We start from the raw sequence: 26,614 nt of genomic DNA, 5'->3' as shown, positions 1-26,614 counted from the left end.
ATGATTTATTTACACAAATGATTTACAAATTTCAAAATCCATTGTAGCTGACAAATTGTCCAACCGGCTTGCGGTATCCCCGTGCCCGCTGACCCGATTCGTCCTCTTTACCCAAGGTAATCATCATCACGGGTACAAATTGCTCTGGAATATTCAGTACTTCCTGCACCTTCGCCGGATCAAAACCGATCATCGGGCAAGTATCCCAGCCTTTGTCCTTGGCAATCAACATCAATTGCATAGCCGACAGGCTGGCATTACGGATCGCTTCTTCTCTCTGGAAGACAGGTCCCCGCTCGCGATAAAACTGAGTTACCGACTCCACTGTACTATCATATTCCTGCTTGCTCAGGACACCTAAATTCAGGAAGCCTTCGTTGAGGTCAGCTACCTTGGTATAAGCTTCTGTATCCCCCAGCACTACAATGGTCGCCGAAGCCGTTAATATTTTATACTGCTTACTTGCCTCATCATGCAGTCTTTGTTTGGTATCTGCATCCTGCACTACGATATAGCGCGTATGCTGTAAATTAAAAGCCGATGGTGCAAACTTCACCAACTGAAATATTTCTTCTAGTTCTTTTGCATCTATAGTAACATCAGGAATAAATTTAGAAGCTGATCTTCTCTCTTGAATAATATTCACCAGTTCGCTCATGTTAAGTTCCACTCCTTGATATTATTTTCAAATGAATTATCTTTAAATTAAGAATATATCTATTCGTGTTTTCTGTCAAGTAAAACTATAATAATGTTAGTAAGTATTTTTGGATACAACCTAAGGGCTTCACCAGCCCTTTACAAATCCGTTGCCCGTATTCTCATCGTAATCGCTTCGCGTTGCGCTTTGGTTAAGCTCTTGAAGACTAGCTCATACGAATGGTCGATCATGCTGTACAAATCCTCCAGTGGGAAGGTAGCGTCAACCTCAATCGTATTCCAATGCTTTTTATTTAAATGATAGCCTGGCTTAATTGCCTTGTTTTGTTCACGCAGATTTACCGCAATGATCGGATCACATTTCAAGGATAGGTGGCTAATGCCGTCCTTTTCAGATAATAGAGCAAACATCTTGCCTCCAACTTTCAGTACTAGCGTTTCAGCACCGAATGGATAATCCTTAACAGCCTCTTTTTGGCTCAGACCATACGCTACAATTTGTTCATACACCAGCCTTCACTCCTCTGCTTGATTCATCATCTATGAAACGATTTGTGCCCTATTATATCACGCTCTCCACATACAATAGTCCCATGCTACAATTAGAATTCTATCGGGAGGGTCAATCCTTTCTATATGAATTTATTGACCGTCCGTGACCTCATACACGTCCTGATGATTTAGCAATATTTCACATACTGTATCTGCAAGCTGACAGCCCTTCACTTCCGAATAGGAAGTTGGAGGGGCTTGTTTTGTTCATATAGTAGAGAATGTTATGCAACAGCCCTATATTTTGGTATACTTCCGTGAGAGGCTGTATCGATACATTCGAACGGTACTCTAGTTACTGTAATTCAATATGTAGATGTGTGAGCCTATGGAGGTGAACTCGTTGGATTTTGCTCTGATCCGCAAGGACCGAGACAAAAGAACGGTCGCAAATTGACTCTTTTTTTGCCTTTCGGACCTTTTCAGCCATGTGCTGAAAGGTTTTTTTTGTGATCTAAAATAAAGGTAGGAAAGGATTTGAATGCAACCATGGCAACCTCGAAAGCACTTAATATTTTGCAATTGAAGAAAATGAAACGAGAAGGTTCACCTATAAGTATGATTACGGCGTATGACTATCCATCTGCTCGTTTGGCTGAGGAAGCCGGGATCGATATCATCCTTGTCGGTGATTCCGTAGGTAATGTGTTATCTAATTATAACTCCACACTGCCCGTCACTATGGATGATATGGTCTATCATACACGGTCTGTCGTGCGCGGTGCGGAACATACTTTTATTGTTGCTGATATGCCATTTATGACGTACCACGGGAGTAGTGAAGAAGCCCTTACTAATGTGCGCAGGCTCATGCAAGAGGGACATGCCCATGCCGTGAAATTAGAAGGGGGCATGGAAATTTGCGACACCGTGAAGCGAATTGTTCAATCCGGCGTCCCACTACTGGGGCATATCGGACTTACACCACAGTCTGTGCATCAAATCGGCGGATACTTCATTCAAGGTAAAAACTCACAGGCCGCTGAGCGCCTTCTAAATGATGCCCGGGCCCTGGAGCAAGCGGGAGCTTTTGCCATCGTGTTAGAGCTGGTGACAGAGGAAGTAGCGAAGAGCATCACCCGAGAGATATCTATTCCGGTCATAGGCATCGGTGCGGGGAGATACTGTGATGGCCAGGTTTTGGTGTATCATGACATGTTACAATACTCAGCTCCTTACCGGGAGAAGAAGTTCGTAAAAACCTATTCGGATATAGGTGCTTTGATTCGTAACAGCATCGGGCAATATGTCGAAGACGTGAAGAATCGTTCTTTTCCAGGCGAGGAGCATGTTTTTAAGGCAGATGAGAACGTAGTAGAAGGATTATACGGGAATGCAAAAGTAAAGGCAGGGACCCTATAATGCGATTTCTGATTGTAGGTGCAGGGGCGATTGGAGGCTATTTCGGGGGACTTCTTGTTCAAAAAGGAGAAGACGTGACCTTCTTCGTACGCCCTTCAAAAAAATCTCAGTTGGCAGAAGTCGGTCTGATTGTTAGAAGTGTTCATGGAGATTTCCAGACGCCAATCCGTGCTATTACAAATGGTGAAGCCGCCGATCCGTTCGACTGTATTATCATTTCGGTCAAAGCGTATCATCTTCCCCAATTGCAGTTCGATCTTGAGCCTTATATCGGTGATCATACCATGATTCTTCCGTTACTTAATGGTTACGAACATTTTGACTTTTTGCGCAAGCAATTCGGTTCTGAAAAAGTGCTGGGCGGACTTTGTTATATTGAAACTACGCTGGATCATGATGGTTCTGTTGTTCAGACAAGTCCGTTCCACCGTATCGTCTTCGGTGAATGGAACGGAGTGCACTCAGAGCGTACACAATTGCTGCTGAATCATCTTGATCATGCAGGCTTCACAGTGGCACGAAGCCACGATATCCAGCGTGAAGTTTGGCAGAAATATATATTCGTTGCCAGCTTGAGTGCAATTACAACACTGATGGATGCCTCGGTTGGAACTATACTTGCCACGGCAGAGTCACGTGCTATTTACGAAAAGCTGCTGCATGAGATTGTCACACTTGCTCACAACGCGGGGATGCCGATTGATTCAGAGATGGAAGCTCATACACTGAAAACGATGGAATCCTTACGACCAGAGATGATGTCATCCATGCAACGCGATATGCTTAAAAAGCTTCCGATTGAAGCCAGCCATCTACATGGTTCACTGCTTGCATTGGCTGCAACCAGTAATACTGTTTACCCCATACTCGAAACGGTATATGCCCGATTAAAGGTATACGAGAGCTTATTGGACACTGTCTAAAATTCAAACTTTAAAATCAATTAAAAGAGGAAGCGGCAGCTTCGAAGGTGAAAATGAAATCTTAGACTGCCGCTGCTTTTCCTTTATTAAACTTCAAAAATCTAAAGAGTTCCTGTGCTTGAGCATGCTTGCTCAAGCCCTTGAAGTAATGCTTCTAGCTCCTGCCTAGTTTCAGCGTTTGTAATTTCACCTTCCTGATTTAGCTTCAAGGTGATATGCGGAATAATGACCTTTCCATTCTCCACAATCTGTGCATTGATCATTTGCAATGTGAGCAGCAGCGAGGCATGCGCAAGATGGCCGCCCATAGGAGACGGTGACGCGCTAATGACCGCTGTAGGTTTATTTACAAATTCACCTGAAGATACGAGCCAATCCAAGGCATTTTTCAAAGCACCCGGCACACCATTCCCATATTCCGGTGTACAGATCAGCACTCCATCCACTTGTTTCAATTGCTCCCGTAGCTCTTTTACGGAAGCTGACCCCTCATCTACATCCAAGTCAGGGTTAAAATGCGGGAGATCCCCCAATCCATCATAGACTGTGAATATCATATTTTCAGGAGCCAGCCCAATAGTAGCCTTCATAAGCGCTGTATTGGAGGACTTTTGACGAAGGCTACCCGATATAGCCAATACCTTAATTTTCTGTTCCATCCGATCATCTCATTTCTTTTAACTTGATCTAATCTTGCATATTCAGTGTACTATAACTAACAAGAGAATTAAAAAGCAAGTGAGAATGCATTGATAATGCCGTTGGACACCTTCTGCATGATGATGAGCGTCAGCGATTTTTTTCCTATGAACAAAAGGGCAATAAAAAAATGCCTGCGGCTTCGCAGGCATTCGTGATGAATCAATAGTCACTATACAAGGGTGGAATCTGTAGTGCTGAATCAAGTATCCTTCTCTTGCTTGCGTTTTATCCCAATCAGATCAAGGAAGAAAACAAACAACGGAATACCTACAATCAAGCCCCAAATTCCAATCAGATGCTCAGAGAAAATAAGTACGACAAAGGTAAAGAAGATCGGTAAATTCGTTTTGGATGACATCAGCTTCGGATTTAAGAAATAGGCCTCAATCGCATGAATCACCACAATCAGAATAACTAGATAAATCACATATTGAATGCCGCCGACACTGAAAGCGATCAGGCCGAGCGGTGCCAGTGAGATAAACACACCTGCCACTGGAACCAATCCAAGTACGAAAATGATGAGCGCAAGACCAAGCAGATTAGGGAAGCCCATAATCCAGAGTGCAATCGTGGTCAATATACAGTTAATAAGTGAAATCAGCAGTTGAGCCTCCAATACCTTCCCGAACGTATCCAGAAACATACGGCCAAAATGACCCACTTCCTTGAAAAACCAACCCAGCTTGCTATCTACAAACGTAGCTGTAAAACGTGTAATATATGATTTTTCCATCAGGAAGAACAAGCTCAAAATAATCGACACCAGAAGCTGTGTTCCCAATTGACTGACCTTCATCACTGCACTCAGGCCAGGCTCAAATAGCCGCTGAACATTCAGCGTGTCCATAAATTCGATAATCGTTTCGTTCCATTGATTACGATCAGGATACATATACGCTTGCTGAATCATGAGATACACCTGCTTGACCTGTACAACGATTAGCGGCACCATTCGGTAAACGCCCCACACCATAATCAGAATTAGCAGCCCATACACCAGTAGCAGCACGATCATTGACGGCACATTGACGAACCGCTTGACCAGCTTATTCACTCCGTTATATATACTACCAATCAAGATCGTAAGCAGCAGTGTTAACAACATAATATTCATCATGCTTCTTAACATAAACAACAGCAAAACGATTATCGCAAGGACGGCTACCCGCCTGACGCCCGCATGATTCATCCAGTTTCTTACCATTCGTCTTTATTCCCTCTTTCCACTTGACTGTCAACTTTGCAATCTTCCTGAGCATCAATTTTCTCTTTTTATCAATTTACTGTTAGCGATCAATAGAGAACCTACCATGACTAAGATAGCAATAGACCACCAGAATGTATTTTTAGCATCATCATGATCTACAATAATGAGCCTGATGACAGCCGTGATCCCAATATAGATAAAATAACGTAATGGAAAATGAAAATTGGTTTTAAAGTACTTAACTATTAATGCTATGAATTCAAAATACAAGAAAAACACAAGCAACTCTTCCGTGAATTCATAGTAATTTTTGTCGGCCTCTGTGTACAAAAAAACATAAGAAAAAATGGACCATGTTTCTTTTAGAAGTAAGAAGCTTAAAATCAGCCCGACCAGAAACAGCGAGATATTCAAGATCATTTGCAGAAAACTAGGTAACTTCTCAATATACTTCATTAATGCATTCAATACAGATCCCCTCACTGGTTGTACAGTATCTTTATTTATATTATCGGTGGTATACGTGAAAAATGCTACATTACTTTTGAGGTCACCTTAATGAAAGTTTATATTCGCCCCTGCAATATAACCAATGGAGATAAAGATAAGCGTCCATATCAGAGAACCTGCGCTTGCCACCAGCATATATTTTCGGACAGGCATCGCACTAATGCCCGACAAATAGCTTGTCGCATGTCTGACTCCTGGGATAAAATAACCAAACAAAATGGTCCATAACCCAAAACGCGCAAACCACCCCTTAACTCTTGCAAATCGCTTCGGTGTCAATCCAACCCACTTGCCGTGCTTATCCACCAAGGGCTGACCCAGCTTTTTGCCTAGCGTGTAGCTGATCATCATCCCTGTCATCGCACCGATGAAGCTGACTAATATAGACACCGAATAATTCAGTACCATGATAGAGGATAAATAGCCGACAAACACCATAATAATTTCATCCGGAACCGGTAGACCGATAATCCCAAGAGCAAGAAGAGCAAAAATAGCGATATATCCGTATTGTGTAATCATGCTGATGACCCATTCCATAGGAGAGCCACCTCCTGACCGATTATTTTTTGAAGGACGGAAAGGGAATACGGCTAACCATCAGGAACGACAGCACTACCATTAATGCAAGCAACAACCCCGGCTTCAAATGCTCACTCCATAAAAACATAAAGGACAAAATCACACCCGCCGCCGTAATCGGCATACCTACAAAGCCTTTGCTAAAAGCCATTAGGTTGAATCTTGCCAATCTTACCGCACCGCATATGACAAACAAAACAGCCACAAGCGGTCCTATCCAATGGGTATCTCCCAGTTTGTATAACAAGATCAAGAAAGCAGGGGCAACCCCAAATGAGACAACATCCGCCAGCGAGTCGAGCTGTTTGCCAAAATCACTGGAGCAATGCAACAGCCTTGCCAGCAAACCGTCTAATACATCCCATAAAGCAGCCACCACCACGAGAATAAAAGCGGTCATGTATTGCTCATGAATCGTAAAATACAGGGATAAGACCCCTGCCCCCAGGTTTGCAATCGTGAATAGTGAGGGCAACCAATTCCATTTCATACTCCTTAACTCCTTTGCCGTAGCTTAGCCTCCGAATATAACAACAAAACGGACGCCGTCCTTGGTATTCTCCACCTTATAGCGGAATTCGTGCAAATCTAAAATTCGTTTGACGATCGACAGCCCCAGTCCTGTCCCACCCGTCTGGCGGCTACGTGACAGCTCGGCCCGGTAAAAACGGTCCCATATCTGCTCCAGTTGATCGTCAGGAATGGTCTCACCTTTATTTTCAATGGAAAAAAAACGGATTTCCTCAGCGCCTTCGATACGAATCGTGATTGAGCTTCCTTCCTCAGCATGCCGTATGGCATTGACAACAAAGTTGATAATCACCTGTTCCATCCATCCTACATCGGCATGAATCGGCATCTCATTGGCGGGGATAATGACCACTTCCAGCTTTTTCTCCTTCAACAGATGGAATAGCTTGTCCACGACTTCCTCCACCAGCTCACTCAAGATAAAGGTCGTCTTGCGGAGCTTGAGAGTACCCGATTCCAATTTGGCGAGGTCCAGCATATCTTTGACCAATCGCTCCATTTTGTCCGCTTCCTCTACAATGACTTTCATATAATGATCCTGCTTCCCGGCGCTAACCCCATCTTGTAATCCTTCTGCGAAGCCTTTAATGATACTCAGCGGGGTTTTCAGTTCATGAGAAGCGTTGGCAAAAAAGTCTTGTTGCACAGCCTCCATCCTCTGTTTCTGTTCCATGTCCTCGACCAATTGTTGATTGACCTCCTGAAGCTCGCGCAAAGCCGTGTCCAGGTTCTGGGATAGGGTATACATGCTGTAGGACAGGCTGCCCAGCTCATCATTCTGCCGGATTGGTGTATGGGCTGTAAAATCGAGCTTAGCCATTCGCTTGGCGGTATTATTCAAAGCAATGAGCGGACGGGTCACCATCCGGGAATAGAACAGGGACAAAATCAGAATGAGTGCAAATCCCCCGATCCCTAGGTACAGATAAAACCAGCGCAGAGCTTCATTCGTCTCACTAATTTCCTGCAACGATGTCACTGTGAACAGGAGGTCGATCTCGCCTGTGTCCTGACGAACAGGATGGACTATGACTGCATTACGTACCCCTGTCCAAGGTTCCGTCCAATCTTCCTCCAACACTTCGAAATTCTTAAGTTTCTCCAGATGCGCCTGTGATAAAGGGAACCATTCCTCCAGCGCACCAAACAGTAATCCTTGTCGCTGACTCCATGTTTTCAGATCTGGCAGTGCAATCTCTGTCACCGTACCGGACAACCTTACACTGTCATCTGTGCCAGCCGCTTGCGATGTCGTTCCTATATTTTTGAAACCAGGCTTCTGAATGCCTAATGGATAAATTAAGTTGGGGGAAGTGATGCCGTCAGTCCCCAATACCTCACCTTCAACCGTTACCGTATCACCGGGCTGAATCCGGGCAGCTCTCAACTCATCTCCGTACTCGCTCATAAACAGAGACAGCGATATCTTAACAACTTTACCATCTGCTGTTCTGAGACTGATATGAAACGCATCATCCAGCTTTACTTTGCCGTCCAACGTAACAATCGCCAACTGGTTCTTATTTTGAAGCATAAAGCGAGCTGCCTCTCGCGAAACCCTGCCCGATCCCCAAGCCTCCTGGACATAACTTTGACCGAAGCTTTTCAAACGGCTTTCCACACGACCAATCTTCTGTTGCTGATAAAAATTTTCAAAAAACAGAAATTGACTTAAAATCACCATACCGTAAAAACACAGGAAAAACACAACCGTCATAATGAACAACTTAAAGGTAACTCCCCGTTTGTTCATTCTTCCTCCTCAAACCTGTAGCCTGTACCAAAAACCGTGCGGATATGGCGTGATTCACGGCCTAGCTTACTTCTCAGCTTTTTGATATGAGTATCGACAACCCGTGTGTCTCCTTCAAAGTCGATGCCCCACACCCGGTTCAGTATCACATCCCGTGAAATGACTATGCCTTTATTATGTATAAGCAGCCGCAGCAACTCATACTCCTTGGGCGTCAGCTCGACTTCCGCCTGATCCACCTCAAGTCGATGAGCCATCGTATTGAGAATGGCAGTGCCGAATCGCAAAATATGCAACTCCGGCTGCACATGTCCTTCCACTCGCTTCATCAGCGCGTTTGCGCGGGCGATCAACACCTTGGGGCTGAAAGGTTTGGTAACATAATCATCGGCTCCCAGTTCAAAGCCTAATATTTTATCATCATCACCGGATTTGGCTGTCAACAAAATGATCGGCACACCTGAACGGCTGCGTACCTGGCGGCACACCTCCCAACCATCCAGCTCCGGCATCATAATATCGAGTATAATCAGGTCCGGCTGCACCGAATCAAACCAGATTAGTGCATCTTTTCCATTACCTGCTTCATAGACTTCCCAATTATTTTGTTTAAAATAATCAGCAATAACTTCACGAATACGTATTTCATCCTCCACGAGAAGAACCCTTTTCTTCAATCGACTTCCCTCTTTCGTCATTCTAGGACACCAGCATATCAAAGACATGTGTACTTTATGTGTTCTTGATACCTCTTATCAGCAGAACTTCTCATCAGCAAATTCGACCTTGGATTAGGGCAAATTTGTCTTGGCTCAGACCATCTCATCTCCTGTGATCCTACCCTATAATAAGAAGAGATACAAAAAGCCTGAACAGGAGGGTAATACATGAGTAATCAAACCATTCAGTGGTTTTCCACTTCTAAAGCTAAAGCTTGGCAATCCCAAGCTCATCATCTTACCGATACCCAAGATAGTGCCAACCTAACCCTTACGGGAGAAACACATCAGCTTGTCGAAGGTTTTGGTGGCTGTTTTAATGAATTGGGTTATGTAGCCCTGAACCATTTGGAAAAGGACGAACGAGATCGGGTGCTTCATTCTCTCTTTCATCCAGAGGGCGAGCACAAATTTGCAATATGCCGACTTCCTATTGGAGCGAGTGACTACGCGCTGGAGTGGTACAGCCACAATGAAACAGACGGCGACGTGGAGATGAAGCACTTTTCCATTGAGCGTGATCAGCAATATCTCATTCCTTTTATTCGGGAAGCGTTACAACTCAATCCTAACCTGAAGTTGTTCGCTTCACCCTGGAGCCCGCCGACATGGATGAAATCACCGAAAGCCTACAATTACGGCACTCTGCGCTGGGAAAAGGATATTTTGAAAGCGTATGCATTGTACTTTGTCAAATTTGTTCAGGCTTACCGCGAGGCAGGTATTACGATCCATCAGATTCATGTTCAAAATGAAGTCATTGCCGATCAGAAGTTCCCTTCCTGTGTATGGACCGGGGAGCAGCTGCGTGAATTTATTCGGGACTATTTGGGCCCTGCTTTTGAGGAACACGGACTAGATACGGAAATTTGGCTGGGGACCATTAACGCTCCCGATCCGTGGGAGGAATTAATGAAGAAGACTTCTACCGGATTCGATGAGTATGCCCATACCGTATTGAGTGACCCCGAGGCCTACAAATATATTAAAGGCGTAGGCTACCAGTGGGCAGGCAAAAATGCCATTCAGCGCACCGTTGCCAGTTATCCTGAGCTTCGTTACATGCAAACAGAAAATGAATGCGGCAACGGAGAAAACTCATGGGACTACGCCAAATATGTATATAATCTGTACCAGCACTACTTCAGCAATGGTGTGAATGCTTATATTTACTGGAATATGGTTTTGGAACCGAAAGGCAAGAGCACATGGGGCTGGGAGCAAAATTCGATGATTACCGTTGATCCCGCGGATCGAAAACCTGTCCTGAATCCAGAGTATTATGTCATGAAGCATTTTTCTCATTTTGTATTACCAGGTGCCCGACGCATCGGACTTCGTGGCTCATGGACTGGAAATGCAGTTGCTTTTCAAAATACAGACGGGCAAAGGGTGGTGGTCATCGCCAATCCGTTCAAGGAATCGCGTGTGCTGAATCTGTCTCTCGGTGAAACAACACACCGCTTGGAGCTGGAGCCGGAGTCCTTTAATACTATCGTGATTCCTTCTTAACGCCACAGATTTCTGGACTCTTCCAGCTTGCACACATCATTAGGTATCCCTGTCCGGTCTATAAGTGTCCAAGCATATGTATAGTTTCCAAAATGGATGTATATCCTTTTGCGTATAGTAGCTATAAATAGTATACTTGGAATAACTATGGTCAGGAGGTCGATGAATATCACTACTGTAAAAGACCGGATTGATTTGAAGCTGATTAATTGTGATAAGGAATTGACTCTCGCGGTCATCGGTGGAAAATGGAAGCTGATTATTTTGTGGCATCTCGGTATGGAAGGCACCAAGCGGTTTGGTGAATTGAAGAAGCTAATCCCCCATATTACGCAAAAAATGCTGACCAACCAATTGCGCGAGCTGGAGGAAGATAAACTCATTCTTCGTAAAGTCTATCCCGTCGTCCCTCCACATGTGGAATATTCACTGACGGAGCATGGCGAAAGCCTGATTCCGGTACTGAGAGCAATGTACGATTGGGGATCAAACTATCGCGAGAACGTGATTTGGAAAGAAGAAGAAGCGATTCAGGACGTCACACCCGTGTGACCAGCAAAACAAGCATTTTGCAAAATGCTGAACTATATTTTTGTAGAGACGACCCTGGGGAGATCTGGGGTTGTTTTTTTTGTGATATAAAGACGTTCCCCAAGATAATAAAAGAAATGGATGCAAGTATCCGTTTCCATTGGCATTAAAGCTCGTTTTCCGCTACATATCCTCATTTTACACTTGTATTCGTGATTTACATTACATCCGCTGTGACGTATGATTCTTCCATCCCTATTTACAGTGAATCCGAGAAGGAGGCCGTTCTAGCATGAGCATGACGCTTGCCCAGCCCACAACATCCCAAGCGACCCAATTAAGCATTGGTTCCATGGAAATGATTCAATACGACTATCGTCAATTTCCTGACTCAAAACCTTATCAACACCATTGCTGTGGCTTGCTTACTATGTCGTGTAACGGCGCTCAAGGTCTGGCGGAATATGAGCTGCCTGAAATTAAAGGTGCCTTTGACCTCGTCCGCTGGGCTTCCGTGTTTACCTCGCTCAAGGGTCTGTCCTTAACCGAGGCTGAGCAATATATTCAGCACCATGCTGATCACTGGGGGCCTGATAAAACAGAGCTAGCTCTATCTGCCTTATCCGATCTGACTACCCATGCGAACCTGCACATTCTCTCCCCATCAGCGACCATACTCCCCCCTCGGATTAGTCGTTCATATCTTATCGAGCATGGTCTGGTCTACTATTCATTCTAAATATCGTCCACAACTCCATTAGCAATCCACTTTCCAGTTCACGTAAAAAAGCCTGAGACTGTTTATCACAGGCCAGGCTTTTACACTTTCAGCACAGAGTTGATTACACTTGCAGTTTACCTGCACGAATATCGTCTGTCATTCCTGCATAAGGTGCTTGGGAAATTAATTGTTCGTTGTTCACACCTGCATTTTCGATGAATGTAATATCTGCAAATTCAGGAACCACATACTTCGGATATGTTTCATACTTTTCACGCGATTCCTCCATCAGCGGAATAAAATCGTTTTGATACCGCACAGTGATTTCCGGATGCTCATGAACCCATTTAGGAAAGAAAATAATGCCGTGCATACGTTTTTCCTCAGGCATAAAATTCAGAGACACGTCAGTGCCTGTCGGTTCGGTCCACGATACTTTATACACATTTTCCACCAGCTTCACCAGATTGACCTTCTGATCACGTACCCAGCGGCCGCCTACCATACCACTATGAATGCGATAATCGATCGTATCTTCATTTTTAATATATATTTCGTACTCCCAACCATTCTCATAGGTGTAGATCATGTGGCTGCCGATAAACTTGTCCATCTTGCATCCTTCTTTCCTAAATTATAAGTTTTTATGAATTGAATAGGAGACCAAAAATAAAAATATTCAATTCAAAACATGTAATGTTAAACATGTTGTTAAGTTCATATAAATTGTAGCACTATGGTATACTAGTGTCAAATAATGTTTGACAAGGAGAACTACGTTGAAACGCACATTAAAATACGCCATTTTGGGCCTGGTTCATAAAGAGGAAATGAGCGGCTACGATATTACGAGTCAATTCAAGAAGGAAATCGGACAATTTTGGAGCGCCAAACACAGTCAGATTTATCCTGAGTTAAAAAGGCTGACCGAAGAGGAGCTTATTGAATATCGCACCTCCATTACAGGAGCCAAGCTGGAAAAGAAGCTGTACTGCATCACCCCCAAAGGAACCCAAGAGCTGACCGAATGGCTGTTGAGCGCCAAAGAGTTACCGGAAACGGAAAAGGATGAGTTTATGCTCATGCTGTATTTCTCAGCAGCCATCCCCAAGGAAGAGAACAAGCGATTGTTCGAGGACCAGATAATCAAACGTAAAGAGAAGCTGGAGTATCTGTACGAAAGTAAAAAATCCCTCCAACGGCTGGACGAGAACCTTCAAGCCCCCGGTTCTAATCAATTTGGGCATTATCTGGTGCTGAGCCGTGCCATTAATCGGGAAGAAAGCTATATTACGTGGCTGGAAGAAACACTGTCCCTGTTTGAATAGCCTAAAAAACCTTCAACGCCACGTAGATTCGTGGTATTGAAGGTTTTTCTAAATAGGTGCAAACTAGTCTGCCGTCGTAATCGAAGAGCCGTAATCTTCAATATGGATATCTGTGCTAAAACGTACAGGAATGGTACTAAAAATGTTATCCCAATCCTCTTTAACCTTACGCCAAACTTTAGGATGCTGAATCCTCAACGCTTCTCCGAAACCTCCAACATCAGCCTGCAGCTTTTGCATTTTGGCTACAGTTTGTTCAGCTAATGAATTAACTCTCTCCTGAAAGATACTCTCTTCTTGTCCGAGCACATCATTGCTACGCAAATTTTCTTTCTTGTTAAAAACCTCGGAAACGCGTCCCTCTGAGGTCATTTTTACTTGGAAGGAAATGTCGCCCCCCTGAACGATGGCCTTGATCCTGCTTTTCACCGCTTTGATCTCATAGGCTATATTTTTACCGGTTTGGGGATCACTACTTTTCAGCACGCCTCCAACCAATTGACCTTTGATCCACATGAGGCCCTCGACCTCTGACTCATTCAGAAAGCCACCGTAGGTTTGTGTCTTTCCCTTGATGATTCCCGCACCTGCGAGCTTGATTTCATTCTCCGCCGTAATGACATTGGGCAATATAAAGCTTCTTTTCCCCTTCATGGGCCCGACCACTTTAACCAAAGCCACGGGCTTTATCAACCGGGCATTCCGTTTACGATTTTCGAAAATATCCTTTAAGATATAGGCAGGAATTTGACCAGGAATTTTCTCCTGAAGCGCATTGCCCGCCTTGTCTGTACTAATCAGCAGCTGGACGCTGGGCCGAATGTCATTATCCCCCAAGAAAAAGTCCAGCAGCTCATACAATGGAATTTTGCGAAGCAGACTGGAGCTGATAATAATCGTTTTCAAATGTTGTCCGATGGGCGGTCGGTTGGTTCGCAATGAAATTTCTCTTAACATTTCAAAAACGGAATCCCCCGTTTCCGTAATATTAAAAAACTTTTTAGCTTGTGGGGAGGAGCTGTTGGAGCCGCCGCTTTCCTCTGGGATGATAAATTGAAAGGTTCCGGTGATTAACTCTTTTTTCGGATAGTCTCCTCCTTTCCGTTTAATTTGTTCTTCTTGTGAAGATTGTGACACTACATCCATAGCAATGCCCGTCTCCAGATTTAGATCCTCCACCGGAGAGCTGCTCCAGCAGCCTGAAAGTGTACAGCATGTCAGGAGAGCCACCATTCCGAGTAATCCTGACTGGACTCTCTTCATGACCGCACCCCTCTCCAATGAGAAATAAGCAGCAGAGGGAGTGGAAGCAGAGCGAATAGAACGAAAGCTGCATTCCCGATCATCGTTCCAAAAGAAAATAACTCATTCAGATTTTTGGGAATTTGGGACAGGACGTAGATGAACGGGAGCAAAATAAACAGCGCCTTGGAATAAGAGCTATTCAAAATTTGAGAAACTCCGAGCGAAGCGCAATAAAAAGCAATACTGAATGTAGCAAAAATTTGCATGATCCAAATGGACAACAATAGGGATTCGAACCGTTCCAATAACAGATACTCCACTTCAAAGGAGCGGGCCAAGTCTAAAAAAGGCCAGGTTCTGGTCATAACTCCTTCCACCGAAAAGGCGCCAATGCATAAGATCAGCGTAGCTGTATAAAAAATGGTCGAGATCCCGATTGCCAGTCCGACCGCCTTAGTTGCTTTCTCCGGTTTTTCCATCCGACAAAGAATAAACAGTAGGCACTCTGTCCCCGTTAGGGTCAGGGTTGTAGTCTTGAGCGCTTTAATCACTGGCATCACACCCTCGGACAAAACAGGACGCAAATTATTCAATTCGAAAATATTCAAACTCAGCAAACATATCAATAAAAAGATAGCTGCCGTAATCGGGAATATAACTTGACATATTTTACCCAATGTACCTATCCCCCCCAAGCAGAGATACAGAGAGATCCACATAAAGGGGGCTGAAATAGCCCACACTGGAGTTCCTTCAAGCAAAAAGAACGACGTTACTTCCTCCACAGCTCGGATTTCGTATGCAGCTATACAAATAAAATAGATGACGAACAAGATGCCCAACACTTTGCCGATGGCTTTGCCAGTTATCCGCTGAACATACTGGTAAAAGGTGCTTTCTGGAAACCGTGAACTTAGTTTGACTATAATCCATCCGAACAGGAAAGTGGCAGCCCCTGCTAAAATGACGGACATCCACACATCCGGTGTTTTTGCAGTTTCAACGGCTACTCTGGGAAGAGTAAGCAACCCGGCAGCCAGCATAAAGCAAAGCACGATTTCCGTCGTCTGTAACGTTGTAATTTTATCCGTTTTTTTCCCACGGGCCATCTTGCTCCCTCCTGTGTTGTTGAACTCATCCTTGTCGCTTAGGATCTTTATGCTTCAATAGAATGGGTCTATTTTTCATAAATTGTAACGGTGCTCGCAAAAAGTAATCTTTCCAGTCCTTCAATGAACGGGGGGCCGTTAAGCTAAGATATGGCACGCCGAAGCTGTGTAATTTAGCCATATGAATGCTCAGCATCAGGAAAAACATGATCACTCCATACAAACCGAAGATAGCAGCCGTGAACATGGCCCCAAAACGAAGAACACGCATAGAGATCCCGGCGCTGTATACAGGTGAGGCAAAGGAAGAAATCGCCGTGACCGCTACCACAATAACGAGAATCGGACTCACAATCCCGGCGTCAACAGCGGCCTGTCCAATAATCAAACCGCCGACGATGCCCATCGCTGGACCGATGGGTTTGGGGAGCCGAAGTCCTGCCTCGCGTAAAATTTCGATGGAAATTTCCATAATCAGGGCCTCAATCAGCGTCGAAAACGGAACTCCCTGTCTCGCACTGATAATGGAAATGACCAACTTGGTTGGAATCAGTCCGGGATGAAACGAGATAAAGGAAATATAGAGCGCCGGGGCGAACAGAGATATCGTAGTTGCCATAAAACGAAGAAATCGAATAAGCGACCCCGGTATCCATCGTTCATAGTAATCTTCGGGAGACTGGAGCATCATCCCGTACGTCACAGGCATAAGGAGCGCAAAAGGTGTACCGTCCAGCAGAATCGCCACACGTCCCTCCAGCAATGCAGCCATGACCCGATCCGGTCTCTCCGTATTTTGAATTTGCAGAAAGGGGCTAAGAAAATTATCCTCAATAAGTTGCTCCACATAGCCCGACTCCAGCACCTCATCCATATCAATGGTTTTGACCCGCCGTTTTACCTCATCTACAAGCTCCGGGTCGGCAATGTCTCTGAAATACACCACCATCAGCTGCTTTTCCACTCTTTTGCCGACTTTAAAGGACGACATGGCTAGTTCCGTACTTTCTCCATGCCTGCGCAGCATCGCTGTATTATCGCTGAGTATCTCTGTAAAACCGACTCGCGGTCCCCGCAGCACCGATTCCGATATGGGGTCTTCCACCCCTCGTGTATTCCCTTTGGGTGTACCCAGCACGAAAGCACCCGGTATGCCCTGAATCAAGAGTATGACTGAACCGAACAGCACCTTTTGCAAGGAGAACTGCACCTCTAACGTATACTCTGTCTCCGATACCAGCATAACCTGACGAATAAACATATCCCGAAGCTCTTCTCCTCTCGGGAGATCTTCCCCCTCTTGCCCGGAGCTGCCCCAATCCATCAACGGCTTTAAAATATTCTGATCCATGCCAACCTTGTCCGTTAATCCATCCACAAAAAAAAGTGTGCCTACAGCGTTCAATTTTTCCAGAAAAATAGATCGTTCGTTCACGTCTGACATATCCGTAACTGCTTGTCTGATTTTTGCTACATTGGCTTCATAATCTTCGGTAAAGGTCCCTTTTACCTTCTCAGCCTCACTTACAGACGGATTACGATCTGCATGCTGCGAACGGTCTTCTTCTTCTAAAAGCTTTAATCGTTCCATACGTCTGCTCTCTCGACCATCCATCGCTCTAATTTGTCGTACCGTCAGAAAAATAATCAAAGGGATGAGGAACAAAAAGAAAGCTTCCATCCATACGTTCCATTTGGGCATATGAGTTCCGATGACCTGCCACACACTCTTTCCTCCTTCACTTCCATAGGATTTGTATATAGATTTACCTGGATTAGAAAAAAGATGCATGGGCAATGGAATAAATTTCTTTACTCACAAAAGGAATAAAAAGGTGAATTTGATAGATGAACTGTAGTGCCAAAAGTGGAATTACATGATAATATCTATTCATTCTATGACTAATGTCACAAATTTGTTGAATTCGTGGGCCATTATTCGAAACTAAAAAGGAGTTGTAGGTATGAAGAATCATTTTTGGAAGAAAGCCGCTGTGTTGAGTTTGTTAGCGGTCATTTTGTTAGGGGGAACGGCGATCAGTCCCAAACAGGCACATGCAGGTTATGAGCCTTATATTGGGGAAATTACGGTGTACCCGTACATGTTCGCTCCTAAAGGTTGGCTAAAATGCGAGGGTCAGCTCTTATCTATTTCGCAAAATACAGCACTGTTCAGTCTGCTGGGCACTAATTTTGGCGGCGATGGAATGAGCACATTTGCATTACCCGACTTGCGCGGGGCTTCCCCGTTGCCGAATGTAAACTACTATATCGCAACCGAAGGGGTTTACCCATCCCGCCCTTAATGAATGTGTTCATCGGTGGGCTAATTAATGAAGAAGAGGTGATGGCGTGCTCGAAGGCAATAACTTCACACGCAACAAATTGAAACCCTATCGCTTGCTGGTTCCATTGCTGCCATTTATCGGCGGTACGTTCCTGCTCATAGGGACGAATGAGGTTCACGCTGCCGGTTGGGAAAATGTGGTGCTTAACAAGCCAGCCACATCCAGTGGCTACAGCCAGCCCTATGATCCCTCCAGAGCTGTGGATGGGTCAATCGAACCAACAAGCCGCTGGTATCAAGCCAGCAACGGTGAAAAATGGATTCAGGTAGATCTGAGAGACTGGTATATCGTAGATCGATACGTTGTTACAGGTATGGGAATCCATAACGGGTGGCAGGATCAACGTGATCCATACAGTTTCCGATTGCAAACAAGCAGCAACGGAAGTAATTGGGTGACTGTTGATACCGTCCAGAATAATGAGAGCTCTAATGTTGAAAAGAACATTGCCCCTGTAACTACACGATACTTGCGATTATATATTGATCAAGGAAATACAAGAAACAATCAGTGGGCTTCCATCATGGAATTCGCAGCTTATGGGGAGCGATTGCCCGTTCCACAGGCTCCGGGGCATTTTACAGGAACCAAAAATGGAAATACAGTGGAGTTAAGCTGGGATGCTGTTCCTTATGCAACTTCATACAAAGTCATACGAGATAGTGTAACGCTCTATTCAGGTAACTTAACCCAATTCATAGACACTTCAGCATTGCCGCCAGGTGAAGCCCTTTACACGGTTCAGGCCGTGAATGCTAAGGGGGAGAGCACTCCCTCAGAAGTTAAAGTGAACATACTTACCGATGCCGAGAGAGTTGCACAGGCCAAAGCTGCTCTTGCATTAGGCTTCGCATCTGGAGATACAGTTGATTCCGTATCCCAAAAGCTGACACTGCCACTCGCTGGATTGAATGATACGACGGTGAGCTGGAGTTCGGATACTCCTGACGTCATTACGAACGAGGGGGCTGTCACACGCCCGCGGTACGATCTGGGTGACCGAAAAGTAAAACTGACAGCTACGATTGCGAAGGGAAGCGCCTCGGATACTCAAACTTTCGAAGTTACCGTACCGAAGATAACTGCACAAGATACATTGGATCAAGCAGCAGACACCCTCTCGCTTGGCAATTTGTCTGCGGTAACAGAGAGTATTTCTCTCCCTTTATCCGGTTATGGTGGAGCGCAGATCGAATGGTCCTCGTCCAAACCTCTTGTCATTGCAGCAGATGGAACACTCACCAGACCCTCTTATAACAGTGGAGATACGGATGTTACCCTAACGGCTACCCTGCAACTTGCAGGCTTAACGAAAACAAAGAACTTTACTGCGCATGTACTCAGTCTGCCCATGAGCGATACAGAAGCCGTTGACGCAGCATACAGGGCGCTTGAGCTGCCAATGACTACAGTAACCGGAGACGTATATTTGCCAAAAGACGCTCTGCATGGTGTTCAGGTGTCATGGTCATCGACTCAGCCCCAGTTCTTGGATCATACTGGGCATGTAACATTCCCAAGCTATGTGCAGGGCGATCAGACCATCACGCTGGAAGCAGTTGTGTCACGAGGCGGGGTTGAGCTACGAAAAACATTCAGCCTGCTCGTGCCAGCATTGCCCGTAAGCGCTGATGAAGCCGTAAATTTGGCAGCTAATACACTGAATTTGGATTATCCGCAAGGGATTAAGGATTCCATCGCTCTGCCTCGTACAGGAGCATTTGACACCCAGATCGACTGGTCTTCGGATCAACCAGATATTCTCAGCAATAGCGGTCAGGTGAATCGGCCTAAATATACAGACGGTGATATGAATGTACAGTTAATTGCCATTATTTCTAAAGGTACCGCTTCTGTACAAAGAACATTCACAATCACAGTGCTGAAGGCATTACCGAATACACCTTACGTACGATTGAACGGCAGTAATCCAATTGTTCTGGAAGCCGGTGACAGCTTCACTGATCCGGGAGCCAGTGTACTGGACAGCGTATACGGCAATATCCTGATCCCTGAGCTTTCAGGTAACGGGAATGTCGATATAAATGTACCCGGTGTATATGTATTGAACTATGCTTATAGCGACAATGGAGGTTGGACAGCGGAGCCAGCAGAGCGCCATATAAACGTGCTGCCCCGTGCTGTTAGAGCCGCAGCAGGCAATGGGGATATAGCCTCTGTGGTCGTTACAGGTGCCTTACCAGGCGCACGGCTTGAACTGTACAATGCCCAGCAGGAGCTTATAGCGGAAGGAATCGGTTCGGGAGAGGGAAAATATACATTTACACCTGTGCCTGAAGGAGCCAGCTACTATGTGCTACAGAACGTAAATGGTATGAAGAGTGCCCCGTCAGGGCTAGTATATCCGCAAGGGTTAACCGCGCAGCGCGTTGCGGATTCCATCACAAGCATACCAGCTCCTACAACAAGTGACACACTGCTCAGGTTGCCTGTTGTACCTGATGGTTTCCGTGTGACCATCAGCAGCAGTAGCCAGCCAGACATCGTGCGTACAGACGGAACTATTGTTCAAGCAGATACTCCTTCCGTTGTAACTATCATGCTGGATGTTATGAGGGTAAGCGATGGTTCTCGTGCGTTGACGCAAGCCATAGAAGTCACCGTCCCTGCCAAGGTAATTGCAAACACAGGCAAATCTAACAAAGATAAGAATGAGGATCTATCTGCTTTCGTACCACAGATCGGAATTTCCGAACAAGGGAAAGAGTTCTCCCTCTTTGTTCCTTCGCCGGCATTCCTGGATGAGCAGATACAGCAAGCACTTCGCGAAGGCAAAGCATACGCAGACATTCGTTTGGAGCAGGAGAAGCAACTGAGTCGTGTTATCCTTTCTCATTCTTTACTGAATAAATGGGATAAGATTGGTGCATCGGTAATATCCCGATATGGTACACTGATGATATCCGGTGACACCTTAACCCGCATGGCCTCAGGCCAGCAAGACGTTACATTGTCATTCCAGCAGGTGGATGTACAACGTGCACAGCAGATCCGTGATTGGGCTGAGCAACAATCCAGCCTGACGCTGATGGGTCCGGTTACAGACATCAAAGCCAATGTGACAGGAACCTCGTCGATCATTCTACCGCTGGATAACGAATCCTTAGGTGAGTTACACAATGCAGAGCCCCAGTTCTCCATTCTTGTTATTCATGAGAATGGCGAGCGTGAGATTCTAAAAGGGACTGCTGTAATGGATTCAAAAGGGATTTTGTCGGGTGTGAGTGTCAATACGACCGGGTTAGGTACCTTTGTCGTCGCCACAGACGCAAAGTCTCAAACCAATAATGCCAGTGTGCAAAATGACCAAATCAATTCGTCAGATTCGCAAGAGCTAGCTCAGGTATGGCCGGATGTACAAGGCCATTGGGCAGCGAAGTCCCTGCAATCTCTTGCAGACAAAGGCTGGATACAAGGCTATAAAGACGGCAACATACGCCCTGAGCGCGCTGTAAGCCGTGCAGAATTTGTAGCCATACTGACCAGAGCATTGGGAACTGCTGGAGATGAGAGCCCTTCTACCTCATTTACAGATATGCAGGGACACTGGGCTGGATCAGCCGTGGATTCTGCTCATCGTCAGGGATGGATTCAAGGGCTAGCCGCTCAAACTTTCGGACCTGATGAGAGTCTTACCCGTGAGCAGGCGATGGTGATCCTGTCACACGCGATGCAGAATCAGATATCCATTTCCAGTACTACTGCACTGCAATCCTACAAGGATGAGCAGCAGATTTCAGCATGGGCCTCCGCAGCATTTCAAAATGCAGTATCCTCCGGTTGGATCAGCGGTTATCCAGATGGAACACTCAAGCCAAAAGCAGCCATCAGCAGAGGTGAGATGGCTGAACTGCTGGTACGTATTCTTAAATAAGACTTTTCAAGCTTCATACATCAGATGAGTATAAGCAAATACAACGCGGCCTCCAAGCTTTTCGGGGGCCGTATTTTTTTATGTATATTTTATGTACAAGCCTCCAACAATCATTTTTGCTTGTTTATTCACCCTTTTCGCTTCAGTAAATATATTATGAATATCTGCGAAGCGGGGCGATGAACCACCTATCACCTCTACAGTAGGAAGAATGATAAGGAGGAGATATTTGAGCATGAAACATAAAAAACCGTTCAGGTTCAGTGGTGCTTCAAAAAAAGACGAAGACTGTAAACCAACAAGAGTAAATAAAAGTATCGAAGCTCTTCTCAGACTGATTAATGAATTGACCGCGATCATCCCCGTCGTATTCGCAAACCCCTCTGCGGCTAATGTATCTTCCTTGCAACAGATTTTAAGACGTTTGTTGTCTCTGGCGAAAAGCTTAAGACTTAGAGGCGGGGTTAAGGCAGACTTGCTGGCAGCGCTGGAGCTTGCTATTGTTGCGTTAGAAGCTACACCTTTCTCTCCGATCGGCGTAGGTACTGCACTGCAACAATTGCTGGATGCCCTATTGTCCATCGTTTTACAAGAATCCCTTGATCCTGCTCTTAAAGACAGCTTAATCAGCGCGATCAGAATCGCTGGAACGACGGTTAGCAACGTATTAGGTGAAACATACTTGTCAGGGGAGTCCGGTGCACAAGGACCTCCTGGACCTGTGGGACCCGGCGGTGCGCCTGGACCCGCAGGTGGACCAGGGCCACAAGGGCCTCCCGGACCTATCGGCGCCGCTGGACCTATCGGAGCACCCGGACCTGTTGGCCCTGCCGGGCCCGTGGGGCCTGCGGGGCCCATTGGAGCGGCTGGACCTGTTGGCGCCGCCGGGCCTATCGGGGCCGCTGGACCGGAAGGCCCGGCCGGACCTGTCGGCGCCACGGGTGCTGCGGGCGTTACAGGGATTACCGGAGCCACCGGCTCGGGAGCCATCATCCCGTTTGCTTCAGGAGGACCTGCTATACTGACAACTGTTCTTGGCGGAGTGGTAGGAACCACAAGTTTGATCGGCTTTGGGAGCTCAGCAACAGGTATTAGCCTCGTAGGCGGGGTCATAGACCTGACAGGTACACTTGTAGGACCTCTGATTAACTTTGCTTTTTCCGTACCACGGGATGGCGTAATTACATCTATTACTGGTTACTTCAGTACAACAGCTGCATTAACTCTCGTGGGTTCAACTGCGACAATTACTGCCCAGCTGTTTAGTTCCCCAACACCTAATAACACTTTCACAGCAGTTCCGGGAGCTATCGTTACATTGGCCCCTCCACTGAATGGCATTGTTGCTTTGGGAACGACCTCTAGCGGCATTACTACTGGTTTGGCTATCCCCGTAACCGCACAGACTCGTCTGCTCCTTGTCTTCTCTGCCACAGCTACAGGTATTTCCCTCGTAAACACTATCGTAGGTTATGCAAGTGCAGGCGTCACCATTACCTGATCCAAAAAGAAAAAAGGGCCCAGCAGGATTGTTCCTGTCGAGCCCTTTTTATTTGTATTCCAACAGACGAACTAAACCGTTTCGAACGATATTTTTACTTCTTCTCCCTCTTCACAAACGGCGAACGTTTTAATTTGTCCGTGATCAGGCTCTTGAACGATGCCTGTCTGCAGATCAATTTTCCAGTCATATAAAGGATCATAGATATAATGACCAGATACTATAGCCTCTGTAAGAGGACCTCCTTTGGGATGAGGACTGCTATTTTCAACGGCATAAAGCTCATTCTCCGAAGTGCGGAAAACAGCAATTTCAGTACCTTTGATATGGATGGTACGCCCTATTCTGATCGGAAAATCCTTACTATGACCGACGACAAGCCATTCGGCATTTTTGATCATTTGTTTGATCGCTCCCTTCCTCAGGCATTTTAGATACAATTACACAATAGACGGGGTGACAACCTCGAATAAATTTTTGCGTGAATCCTCATCATTGATGATCTTTTTCCAAGGGTCTTCGACCTGTTGTAATGCAAATTCGATGCGTTCTACTAAAGCTTGTCGATGATCTGTATCATGAACGACAGCCTTCTGAATCTCCTCCAGACCGATCCGTTCCACCCACTCCGAAGTACGTTCCAGGTATTGTCCTGTTTCCCGGTAGAGTTGCATTACGCTTCCTACAATATCAATCAACTCGGCGTCGGTTTTTACTTTACAGAGTGAATCAGCCAACCGCGCTTTAATACCGCCATTACCACCGATAAAGATCTCCCAGCCCCCATCATTACCTACGATTCCGATATCTTTGGTACATGATTCCGCACAGTTGCGTGGACATCCATTAACCGCTAATTTGAATTTTGCCGGGAAATCCAGTCGTTCGAATTTCCGTTCCAACACTTCTCCCATTCCCATCGAGTCCTGTGTGCCAAACCGGCAAAATTGTGATCCAACACAGGTTTTAACTGTACGAAGTGACTTCGCGTAGGCATATCCCGACGGCATATCGAGTTCTTCCCATACTTTAGGCAGATCCTCTTTACGGACACCGATCAAATCAAGCCGCTGTCCTCCTGTTACTTTAACGACCTTAACGTTGTATTTAAGAGAAACATCTGCTATCTTCTTCAAATCTTCTGGGGTCGTTACACCACCGTACATTCTAGGAACAACTGTAAACGTTCCATCCTTTTGAATGTTCGCGTGCAATCGCTCATTTACAAAACGGGAATCTCCCTCATTTTCATAGGTATCCGGGTTAATCATTCCCAGATAGTAATTCAGCGCTGGCCGACATTTGGAGCATCCTTCATCATTATGCCAACCCAGTACATTCATAACTTCACGCGTTGTTGTCAGCCCTTTGGTTTTGATCGCTTCCACAATCTCGTCCCGACTCAAAGTTGTGCAGCCACATATTCCTTGCTTGGCTGACGTCTTGAAGCTGTCTCCAAGAACGTACTGCAGAATTTGCTCTACAACCGGCTTACACCCTCCACAGGAACGCGTTGCTCCGGTACATGCCTTAATTTCATCGACTGTGGTCAGTCCATTATCATTAATCGCATCCACAATCGTCTTTTTGGTTACACCGTTACAGCCACAGACAATTTCATCATCAGCCATCGTTTCAGCGGATAATGATTTCGCCCCGTCCTTGCTGCATCCAGTACCCATGATCTGTCCATATATCTCATCAGTCATCAACGTTTGCTGACGCACATATTTTTGAAGGCTAGCAGATTCGCTCACATCGCCAAACAGTACAGTTCCTACAATCTTATTTTCACGAAGCAGCACTTTTTTGTATGTGCGCTTCCACTCATCCTTTGCAACAATCACCGTATGTTCAGGCTGGGTTATGAATTCGCCAGCTGAGAAAACATCCACCCCTGAAATTTTGAGCTTGGTGGAAACCACCGATCCCATATAACCTTCAGTATCCGCACCTGCCAAATGTTTGGAAATTACACTCCCCTGTTCAAACAGCGGAGCTACCAAGCCGTAACAGGTTCCGCGGTGTTCAACACATTCCCCTACAGCATATACATCCGGCACGGAGGTTCTCATCAAATCATCGACTACAATACCACGGTTCGTTTCCATGCCACTTTGCACAGCCACCTGAATATTAGGTTTGATCCCGACGGCCATAACGACCAAATCCGCTTCCAGCTCGCTTCCGTCTGAAAACCGCAGTCCTTGTACCCGATCTTGACCGTACACCTCCGCAGTTTGCATTTGCATAGCAAACTTGATTCCCTGGCGTTCTAGTTCTGCTTTCAGCATCGCAGAGGCTTCCCGGTCCAGCTGGCGTTCCATCAAATCCTCCATTAAATGAACGACCGTAACATCCATACCCAGGTTGACCAAGCCTTTAGCTGCTTCCAGCCCCAATAGGCCTCCACCAATGACAGCTGCCTTTTTAAAGGTCTTTGCTGCCTCAAGCATTGCCGAGCAATCGGCGATATCTCGGAAACCGATGACACCCGGTAATTCTTTACCCGGAATAGGCAGAATAAATGATTGTGAACCAGTAGCTACCAAAGCTACATCGTAATCAATTTCCAGTCCGTCTTCGGTGCGAATCTTCTTGTTCTCACCGTCAATGCTTTTCACCATTTTTCCTGTATATAAAGTAATCCCTTGATCCGCGTACCATTGCAAATCGTTCAGTATGATATCATCAATCGTTTTACTACCTTCCAACACATAAGAGAGCATGATCCTGTTATAGTTCGGATGCGGCTCATTTCCCAGGACCGTAATTTCATACTTATCCGTTAATTTCAAAATTTGTTCGACCGTATTGATACCAGCCATCCCGTTCCCTATAACCACAAGTTTTTGTTTACTGTTTATCATATACCGGTTCCTCCATTCATTCGACGATGCTTCCTATCCGACGACATCTC

24 protein-coding genes are annotated in these 26,614 nt (G+C 45.6%); 9 read left to right on the top strand and 15 right to left on the bottom strand.

Going from position 1 to position 26,614, the window contains the following annotated elements; genetic code table 11:
- Positions 1-31: 31 nt before the first annotated feature.
- Positions 32-658: a nitroreductase family protein gene (locus MKX59_RS24350; RefSeq protein WP_023986919.1), complete on the bottom strand. Its 627-nt coding sequence runs from the start codon at positions 656-658 to the stop codon at positions 32-34.
- 140 nt (positions 659-798) lie between these two features.
- Entirely contained in the window at positions 799-1,170 is a 372-nt protein-coding gene (locus MKX59_RS24345) for an MmcQ/YjbR family DNA-binding protein (protein WP_023986918.1), read from the bottom strand.
- A gap of 531 nt (positions 1,171-1,701) precedes the next feature.
- Here MKX59_RS24345 and panB point away from each other — a divergent pair.
- Both panB and MKX59_RS24335 read left to right on the top strand, forming a co-directional pair.
- Positions 1,702-2,574 carry a 3-methyl-2-oxobutanoate hydroxymethyltransferase gene (gene panB / locus MKX59_RS24340; protein ID WP_068941424.1) on the top strand — a complete coding sequence of 291 codons (873 nt, stop codon included), beginning with the start codon at positions 1,702-1,704 and terminating at the stop codon, positions 2,572-2,574.
- Entirely contained in the window at positions 2,574-3,497 is a 924-nt protein-coding gene (locus MKX59_RS24335) for a ketopantoate reductase family protein (protein ID WP_053324600.1), read from the top strand. The genes panB and MKX59_RS24335 overlap by 1 nt, the downstream gene beginning before the upstream one ends.
- Before the next feature lie 101 nt (positions 3,498-3,598).
- Here the strand turns inward: MKX59_RS24335 and MKX59_RS24330 are convergent, their stop codons facing one another.
- From MKX59_RS24330 to MKX59_RS24300, 7 genes are all read right to left on the bottom strand, one after another.
- Positions 3,599-4,156: an NADPH-dependent FMN reductase gene (locus MKX59_RS24330; RefSeq protein ID WP_264454199.1), complete on the bottom strand. Its 558-nt coding sequence runs from the start codon at positions 4,154-4,156 to the stop codon at positions 3,599-3,601.
- 242 nt (positions 4,157-4,398) lie between these two features.
- Positions 4,399-5,406 (bottom strand): AI-2E family transporter, encoded by a 1,008-nt coding sequence (locus tag MKX59_RS24325; RefSeq protein WP_023986914.1) that lies wholly within the window; start codon positions 5,404-5,406, stop codon positions 4,399-4,401.
- 54 nt (positions 5,407-5,460) lie between these two features.
- The gene (gene psiE / locus MKX59_RS24320) at positions 5,461-5,877 is read right to left on the bottom strand and encodes a phosphate-starvation-inducible protein PsiE (RefSeq protein WP_025723919.1); all 417 of its coding nucleotides are present in this window, start codon (positions 5,875-5,877) and stop codon (positions 5,461-5,463) included.
- Positions 5,878-5,964: 87 nt separating this feature from the next.
- On the bottom strand, positions 5,965-6,459 hold the full coding sequence (locus MKX59_RS24315) for a DedA family protein (protein WP_013308662.1): 495 nt from the start codon (positions 6,457-6,459) through the stop codon (positions 5,965-5,967).
- Positions 6,460-6,481: 22 nt separating this feature from the next.
- Positions 6,482-6,991, bottom strand: coding sequence for a CDP-diacylglycerol--serine O-phosphatidyltransferase (pssA, locus tag MKX59_RS24310; RefSeq protein ID WP_023986912.1), 510 nt, complete (start codon positions 6,989-6,991; stop codon positions 6,482-6,484).
- A 24-nt stretch (positions 6,992-7,015) separates the two neighbouring features.
- Positions 7,016-8,785: a sensor histidine kinase gene (locus MKX59_RS24305; protein WP_028541059.1), complete on the bottom strand. Its 1,770-nt coding sequence runs from the start codon at positions 8,783-8,785 to the stop codon at positions 7,016-7,018.
- The gene (locus tag MKX59_RS24300; protein WP_028541060.1) at positions 8,782-9,462 is read right to left on the bottom strand and encodes a response regulator transcription factor; all 681 of its coding nucleotides are present in this window, start codon (positions 9,460-9,462) and stop codon (positions 8,782-8,784) included. The genes MKX59_RS24305 and MKX59_RS24300 overlap by 4 nt, the downstream gene beginning before the upstream one ends.
- Before the next feature lie 210 nt (positions 9,463-9,672).
- Between MKX59_RS24300 and MKX59_RS24295 the strand changes: the two genes are divergently transcribed.
- The 3 genes from MKX59_RS24295 to MKX59_RS24285 all read left to right on the top strand — a co-directional run bounded on the left by MKX59_RS24295 (position 9,673) and on the right by MKX59_RS24285 (position 12,286).
- Positions 9,673-11,016, top strand: a complete 1,344-nt coding sequence (locus tag MKX59_RS24295) for a glycoside hydrolase family 30 protein (RefSeq protein WP_071559335.1) — start codon at positions 9,673-9,675, stop codon at positions 11,014-11,016.
- A 162-nt stretch (positions 11,017-11,178) separates the two neighbouring features.
- A complete protein-coding gene (locus MKX59_RS24290) occupies positions 11,179-11,568 on the top strand; it encodes a winged helix-turn-helix transcriptional regulator (RefSeq protein WP_023986908.1) in 390 nt (129 codons plus the stop codon).
- A 271-nt stretch (positions 11,569-11,839) separates the two neighbouring features.
- Complete coding sequence (locus MKX59_RS24285; RefSeq protein WP_028541062.1) at positions 11,840-12,286, top strand: hypothetical protein; 447 nt, start codon at positions 11,840-11,842, stop codon at positions 12,284-12,286.
- A gap of 103 nt (positions 12,287-12,389) precedes the next feature.
- Here MKX59_RS24285 and MKX59_RS24280 read toward each other — a convergent pair whose 3' ends face one another.
- Positions 12,390-12,881, bottom strand: coding sequence for a phenolic acid decarboxylase (locus MKX59_RS24280; RefSeq protein ID WP_013308656.1), 492 nt, complete (start codon positions 12,879-12,881; stop codon positions 12,390-12,392).
- A 166-nt stretch (positions 12,882-13,047) separates the two neighbouring features.
- Here MKX59_RS24280 and MKX59_RS24275 point away from each other — a divergent pair, with 166 nt between their 5' ends.
- Positions 13,048-13,596, top strand: a complete 549-nt coding sequence (locus tag MKX59_RS24275; RefSeq protein WP_023986906.1) for a PadR family transcriptional regulator — start codon at positions 13,048-13,050, stop codon at positions 13,594-13,596.
- A 63-nt stretch (positions 13,597-13,659) separates the two neighbouring features.
- Here the strand turns inward: MKX59_RS24275 and MKX59_RS24270 are convergent, their stop codons facing one another.
- From MKX59_RS24270 to MKX59_RS24260, 3 genes are read right to left on the bottom strand one after another with little or no spacing between them, the layout of a single operon-like run.
- The gene (locus tag MKX59_RS24270; RefSeq protein WP_076160538.1) at positions 13,660-14,859 is read right to left on the bottom strand and encodes a Ger(x)C family spore germination protein; all 1,200 of its coding nucleotides are present in this window, start codon (positions 14,857-14,859) and stop codon (positions 13,660-13,662) included.
- Complete coding sequence (locus tag MKX59_RS24265; RefSeq protein WP_028541065.1) at positions 14,856-15,950, bottom strand: GerAB/ArcD/ProY family transporter; 1,095 nt, start codon at positions 15,948-15,950, stop codon at positions 14,856-14,858. The genes MKX59_RS24270 and MKX59_RS24265 overlap by 4 nt, the downstream gene beginning before the upstream one ends.
- A gap of 25 nt (positions 15,951-15,975) precedes the next feature.
- Positions 15,976-17,676, bottom strand: coding sequence for a spore germination protein (locus MKX59_RS24260; RefSeq protein WP_340859122.1), 1,701 nt, complete (start codon positions 17,674-17,676; stop codon positions 15,976-15,978).
- Between the two features lie 238 nt (positions 17,677-17,914).
- Between MKX59_RS24260 and MKX59_RS24255 the strand changes: the two genes are divergently transcribed.
- The 3 genes from MKX59_RS24255 to MKX59_RS24245 all read left to right on the top strand — a co-directional run bounded on the left by MKX59_RS24255 (position 17,915) and on the right by MKX59_RS24245 (position 23,694).
- On the top strand, positions 17,915-18,256 hold the full coding sequence (locus tag MKX59_RS24255) for a phage tail protein (protein ID WP_023986902.1): 342 nt from the start codon (positions 17,915-17,917) through the stop codon (positions 18,254-18,256).
- Positions 18,257-18,302: 46 nt separating this feature from the next.
- Positions 18,303-22,193 (top strand): immunoglobulin-like domain-containing protein, encoded by a 3,891-nt coding sequence (locus MKX59_RS24250; protein WP_340859119.1) that lies wholly within the window; start codon positions 18,303-18,305, stop codon positions 22,191-22,193.
- Between the two features lie 235 nt (positions 22,194-22,428).
- On the top strand, positions 22,429-23,694 hold the full coding sequence (locus tag MKX59_RS24245; RefSeq protein WP_076295383.1) for an exosporium glycoprotein BclB-related protein: 1,266 nt from the start codon (positions 22,429-22,431) through the stop codon (positions 23,692-23,694).
- 71 nt (positions 23,695-23,765) lie between these two features.
- On the opposite strand, the gene nirD is transcribed toward MKX59_RS24245, so the two are convergent.
- Both nirD and nirB read right to left on the bottom strand, forming a co-directional pair.
- Positions 23,766-24,095, bottom strand: a complete 330-nt coding sequence (gene nirD / locus MKX59_RS24240; RefSeq protein ID WP_023986899.1) for a nitrite reductase small subunit NirD — start codon at positions 24,093-24,095, stop codon at positions 23,766-23,768.
- Between the two features lie 39 nt (positions 24,096-24,134).
- Positions 24,135-26,564: a nitrite reductase large subunit NirB gene (nirB, locus tag MKX59_RS24235; RefSeq protein WP_076295384.1), complete on the bottom strand. Its 2,430-nt coding sequence runs from the start codon at positions 26,562-26,564 to the stop codon at positions 24,135-24,137.
- Between the last annotated feature and the right edge of the window lie 50 nt (positions 26,565-26,614).

The organism is Paenibacillus sp. FSL R7-0340 (genome assembly GCF_038002205.1).
Classification (GTDB): Bacteria; Bacillota; Bacilli; order Paenibacillales; family Paenibacillaceae; genus Paenibacillus; species Paenibacillus polymyxa_B.
Note: the sequence above shows the minus strand (reverse complement) of the source record. Positions and strands in the feature narration are given on the sequence as shown.

What these genes read in the sequence shown, in the direction of transcription:
- MKX59_RS24350 (WP_023986919.1), bottom strand. Translation starts at nt 658, where the DNA reads ATGAGCGAACTGGTGAATATTATTCAAGAGAGAAGATCAGCTTCTAAA.
- panB (WP_068941424.1), top strand. Translation starts at nt 1,702, where the DNA reads ATGGCAACCTCGAAAGCACTTAATATTTTGCAATTGAAGAAAATGAAA.
- MKX59_RS24335 (WP_053324600.1), top strand. Translation starts at nt 2,574, where the DNA reads ATGCGATTTCTGATTGTAGGTGCAGGGGCGATTGGAGGCTATTTCGGG.
- MKX59_RS24330 (WP_264454199.1), bottom strand. Translation starts at nt 4,156, where the DNA reads ATGGAACAGAAAATTAAGGTATTGGCTATATCGGGTAGCCTTCGTCAA.
- MKX59_RS24325 (WP_023986914.1), bottom strand. Translation starts at nt 5,406, where the DNA reads ATGGTAAGAAACTGGATGAATCATGCGGGCGTCAGGCGGGTAGCCGTC.
- MKX59_RS24315 (WP_013308662.1), bottom strand. Translation starts at nt 6,459, where the DNA reads ATGGAATGGGTCATCAGCATGATTACACAATACGGATATATCGCTATT.
- pssA (WP_023986912.1), bottom strand. Translation starts at nt 6,991, where the DNA reads ATGAAATGGAATTGGTTGCCCTCACTATTCACGATTGCAAACCTGGGG.
- MKX59_RS24305 (WP_028541059.1), bottom strand. Translation starts at nt 8,785, where the DNA reads ATGAACAAACGGGGAGTTACCTTTAAGTTGTTCATTATGACGGTTGTG.
- MKX59_RS24295 (WP_071559335.1), top strand. Translation starts at nt 9,673, where the DNA reads ATGAGTAATCAAACCATTCAGTGGTTTTCCACTTCTAAAGCTAAAGCT.
- MKX59_RS24290 (WP_023986908.1), top strand. Translation starts at nt 11,179, where the DNA reads ATGAATATCACTACTGTAAAAGACCGGATTGATTTGAAGCTGATTAAT.
- MKX59_RS24285 (WP_028541062.1), top strand. Translation starts at nt 11,840, where the DNA reads ATGAGCATGACGCTTGCCCAGCCCACAACATCCCAAGCGACCCAATTA.
- MKX59_RS24280 (WP_013308656.1), bottom strand. Translation starts at nt 12,881, where the DNA reads ATGGACAAGTTTATCGGCAGCCACATGATCTACACCTATGAGAATGGT.
- MKX59_RS24270 (WP_076160538.1), bottom strand. Translation starts at nt 14,859, where the DNA reads ATGAAGAGAGTCCAGTCAGGATTACTCGGAATGGTGGCTCTCCTGACA.
- MKX59_RS24265 (WP_028541065.1), bottom strand. Translation starts at nt 15,950, where the DNA reads ATGGCCCGTGGGAAAAAAACGGATAAAATTACAACGTTACAGACGACG.
- MKX59_RS24255 (WP_023986902.1), top strand. Translation starts at nt 17,915, where the DNA reads ATGAAGAATCATTTTTGGAAGAAAGCCGCTGTGTTGAGTTTGTTAGCG.
- MKX59_RS24245 (WP_076295383.1), top strand. Translation starts at nt 22,429, where the DNA reads ATGAAACATAAAAAACCGTTCAGGTTCAGTGGTGCTTCAAAAAAAGAC.
- nirD (WP_023986899.1), bottom strand. Translation starts at nt 24,095, where the DNA reads ATGATCAAAAATGCCGAATGGCTTGTCGTCGGTCATAGTAAGGATTTT.
- nirB (WP_076295384.1), bottom strand. Translation starts at nt 26,564, where the DNA reads ATGATAAACAGTAAACAAAAACTTGTGGTTATAGGGAACGGGATGGCT.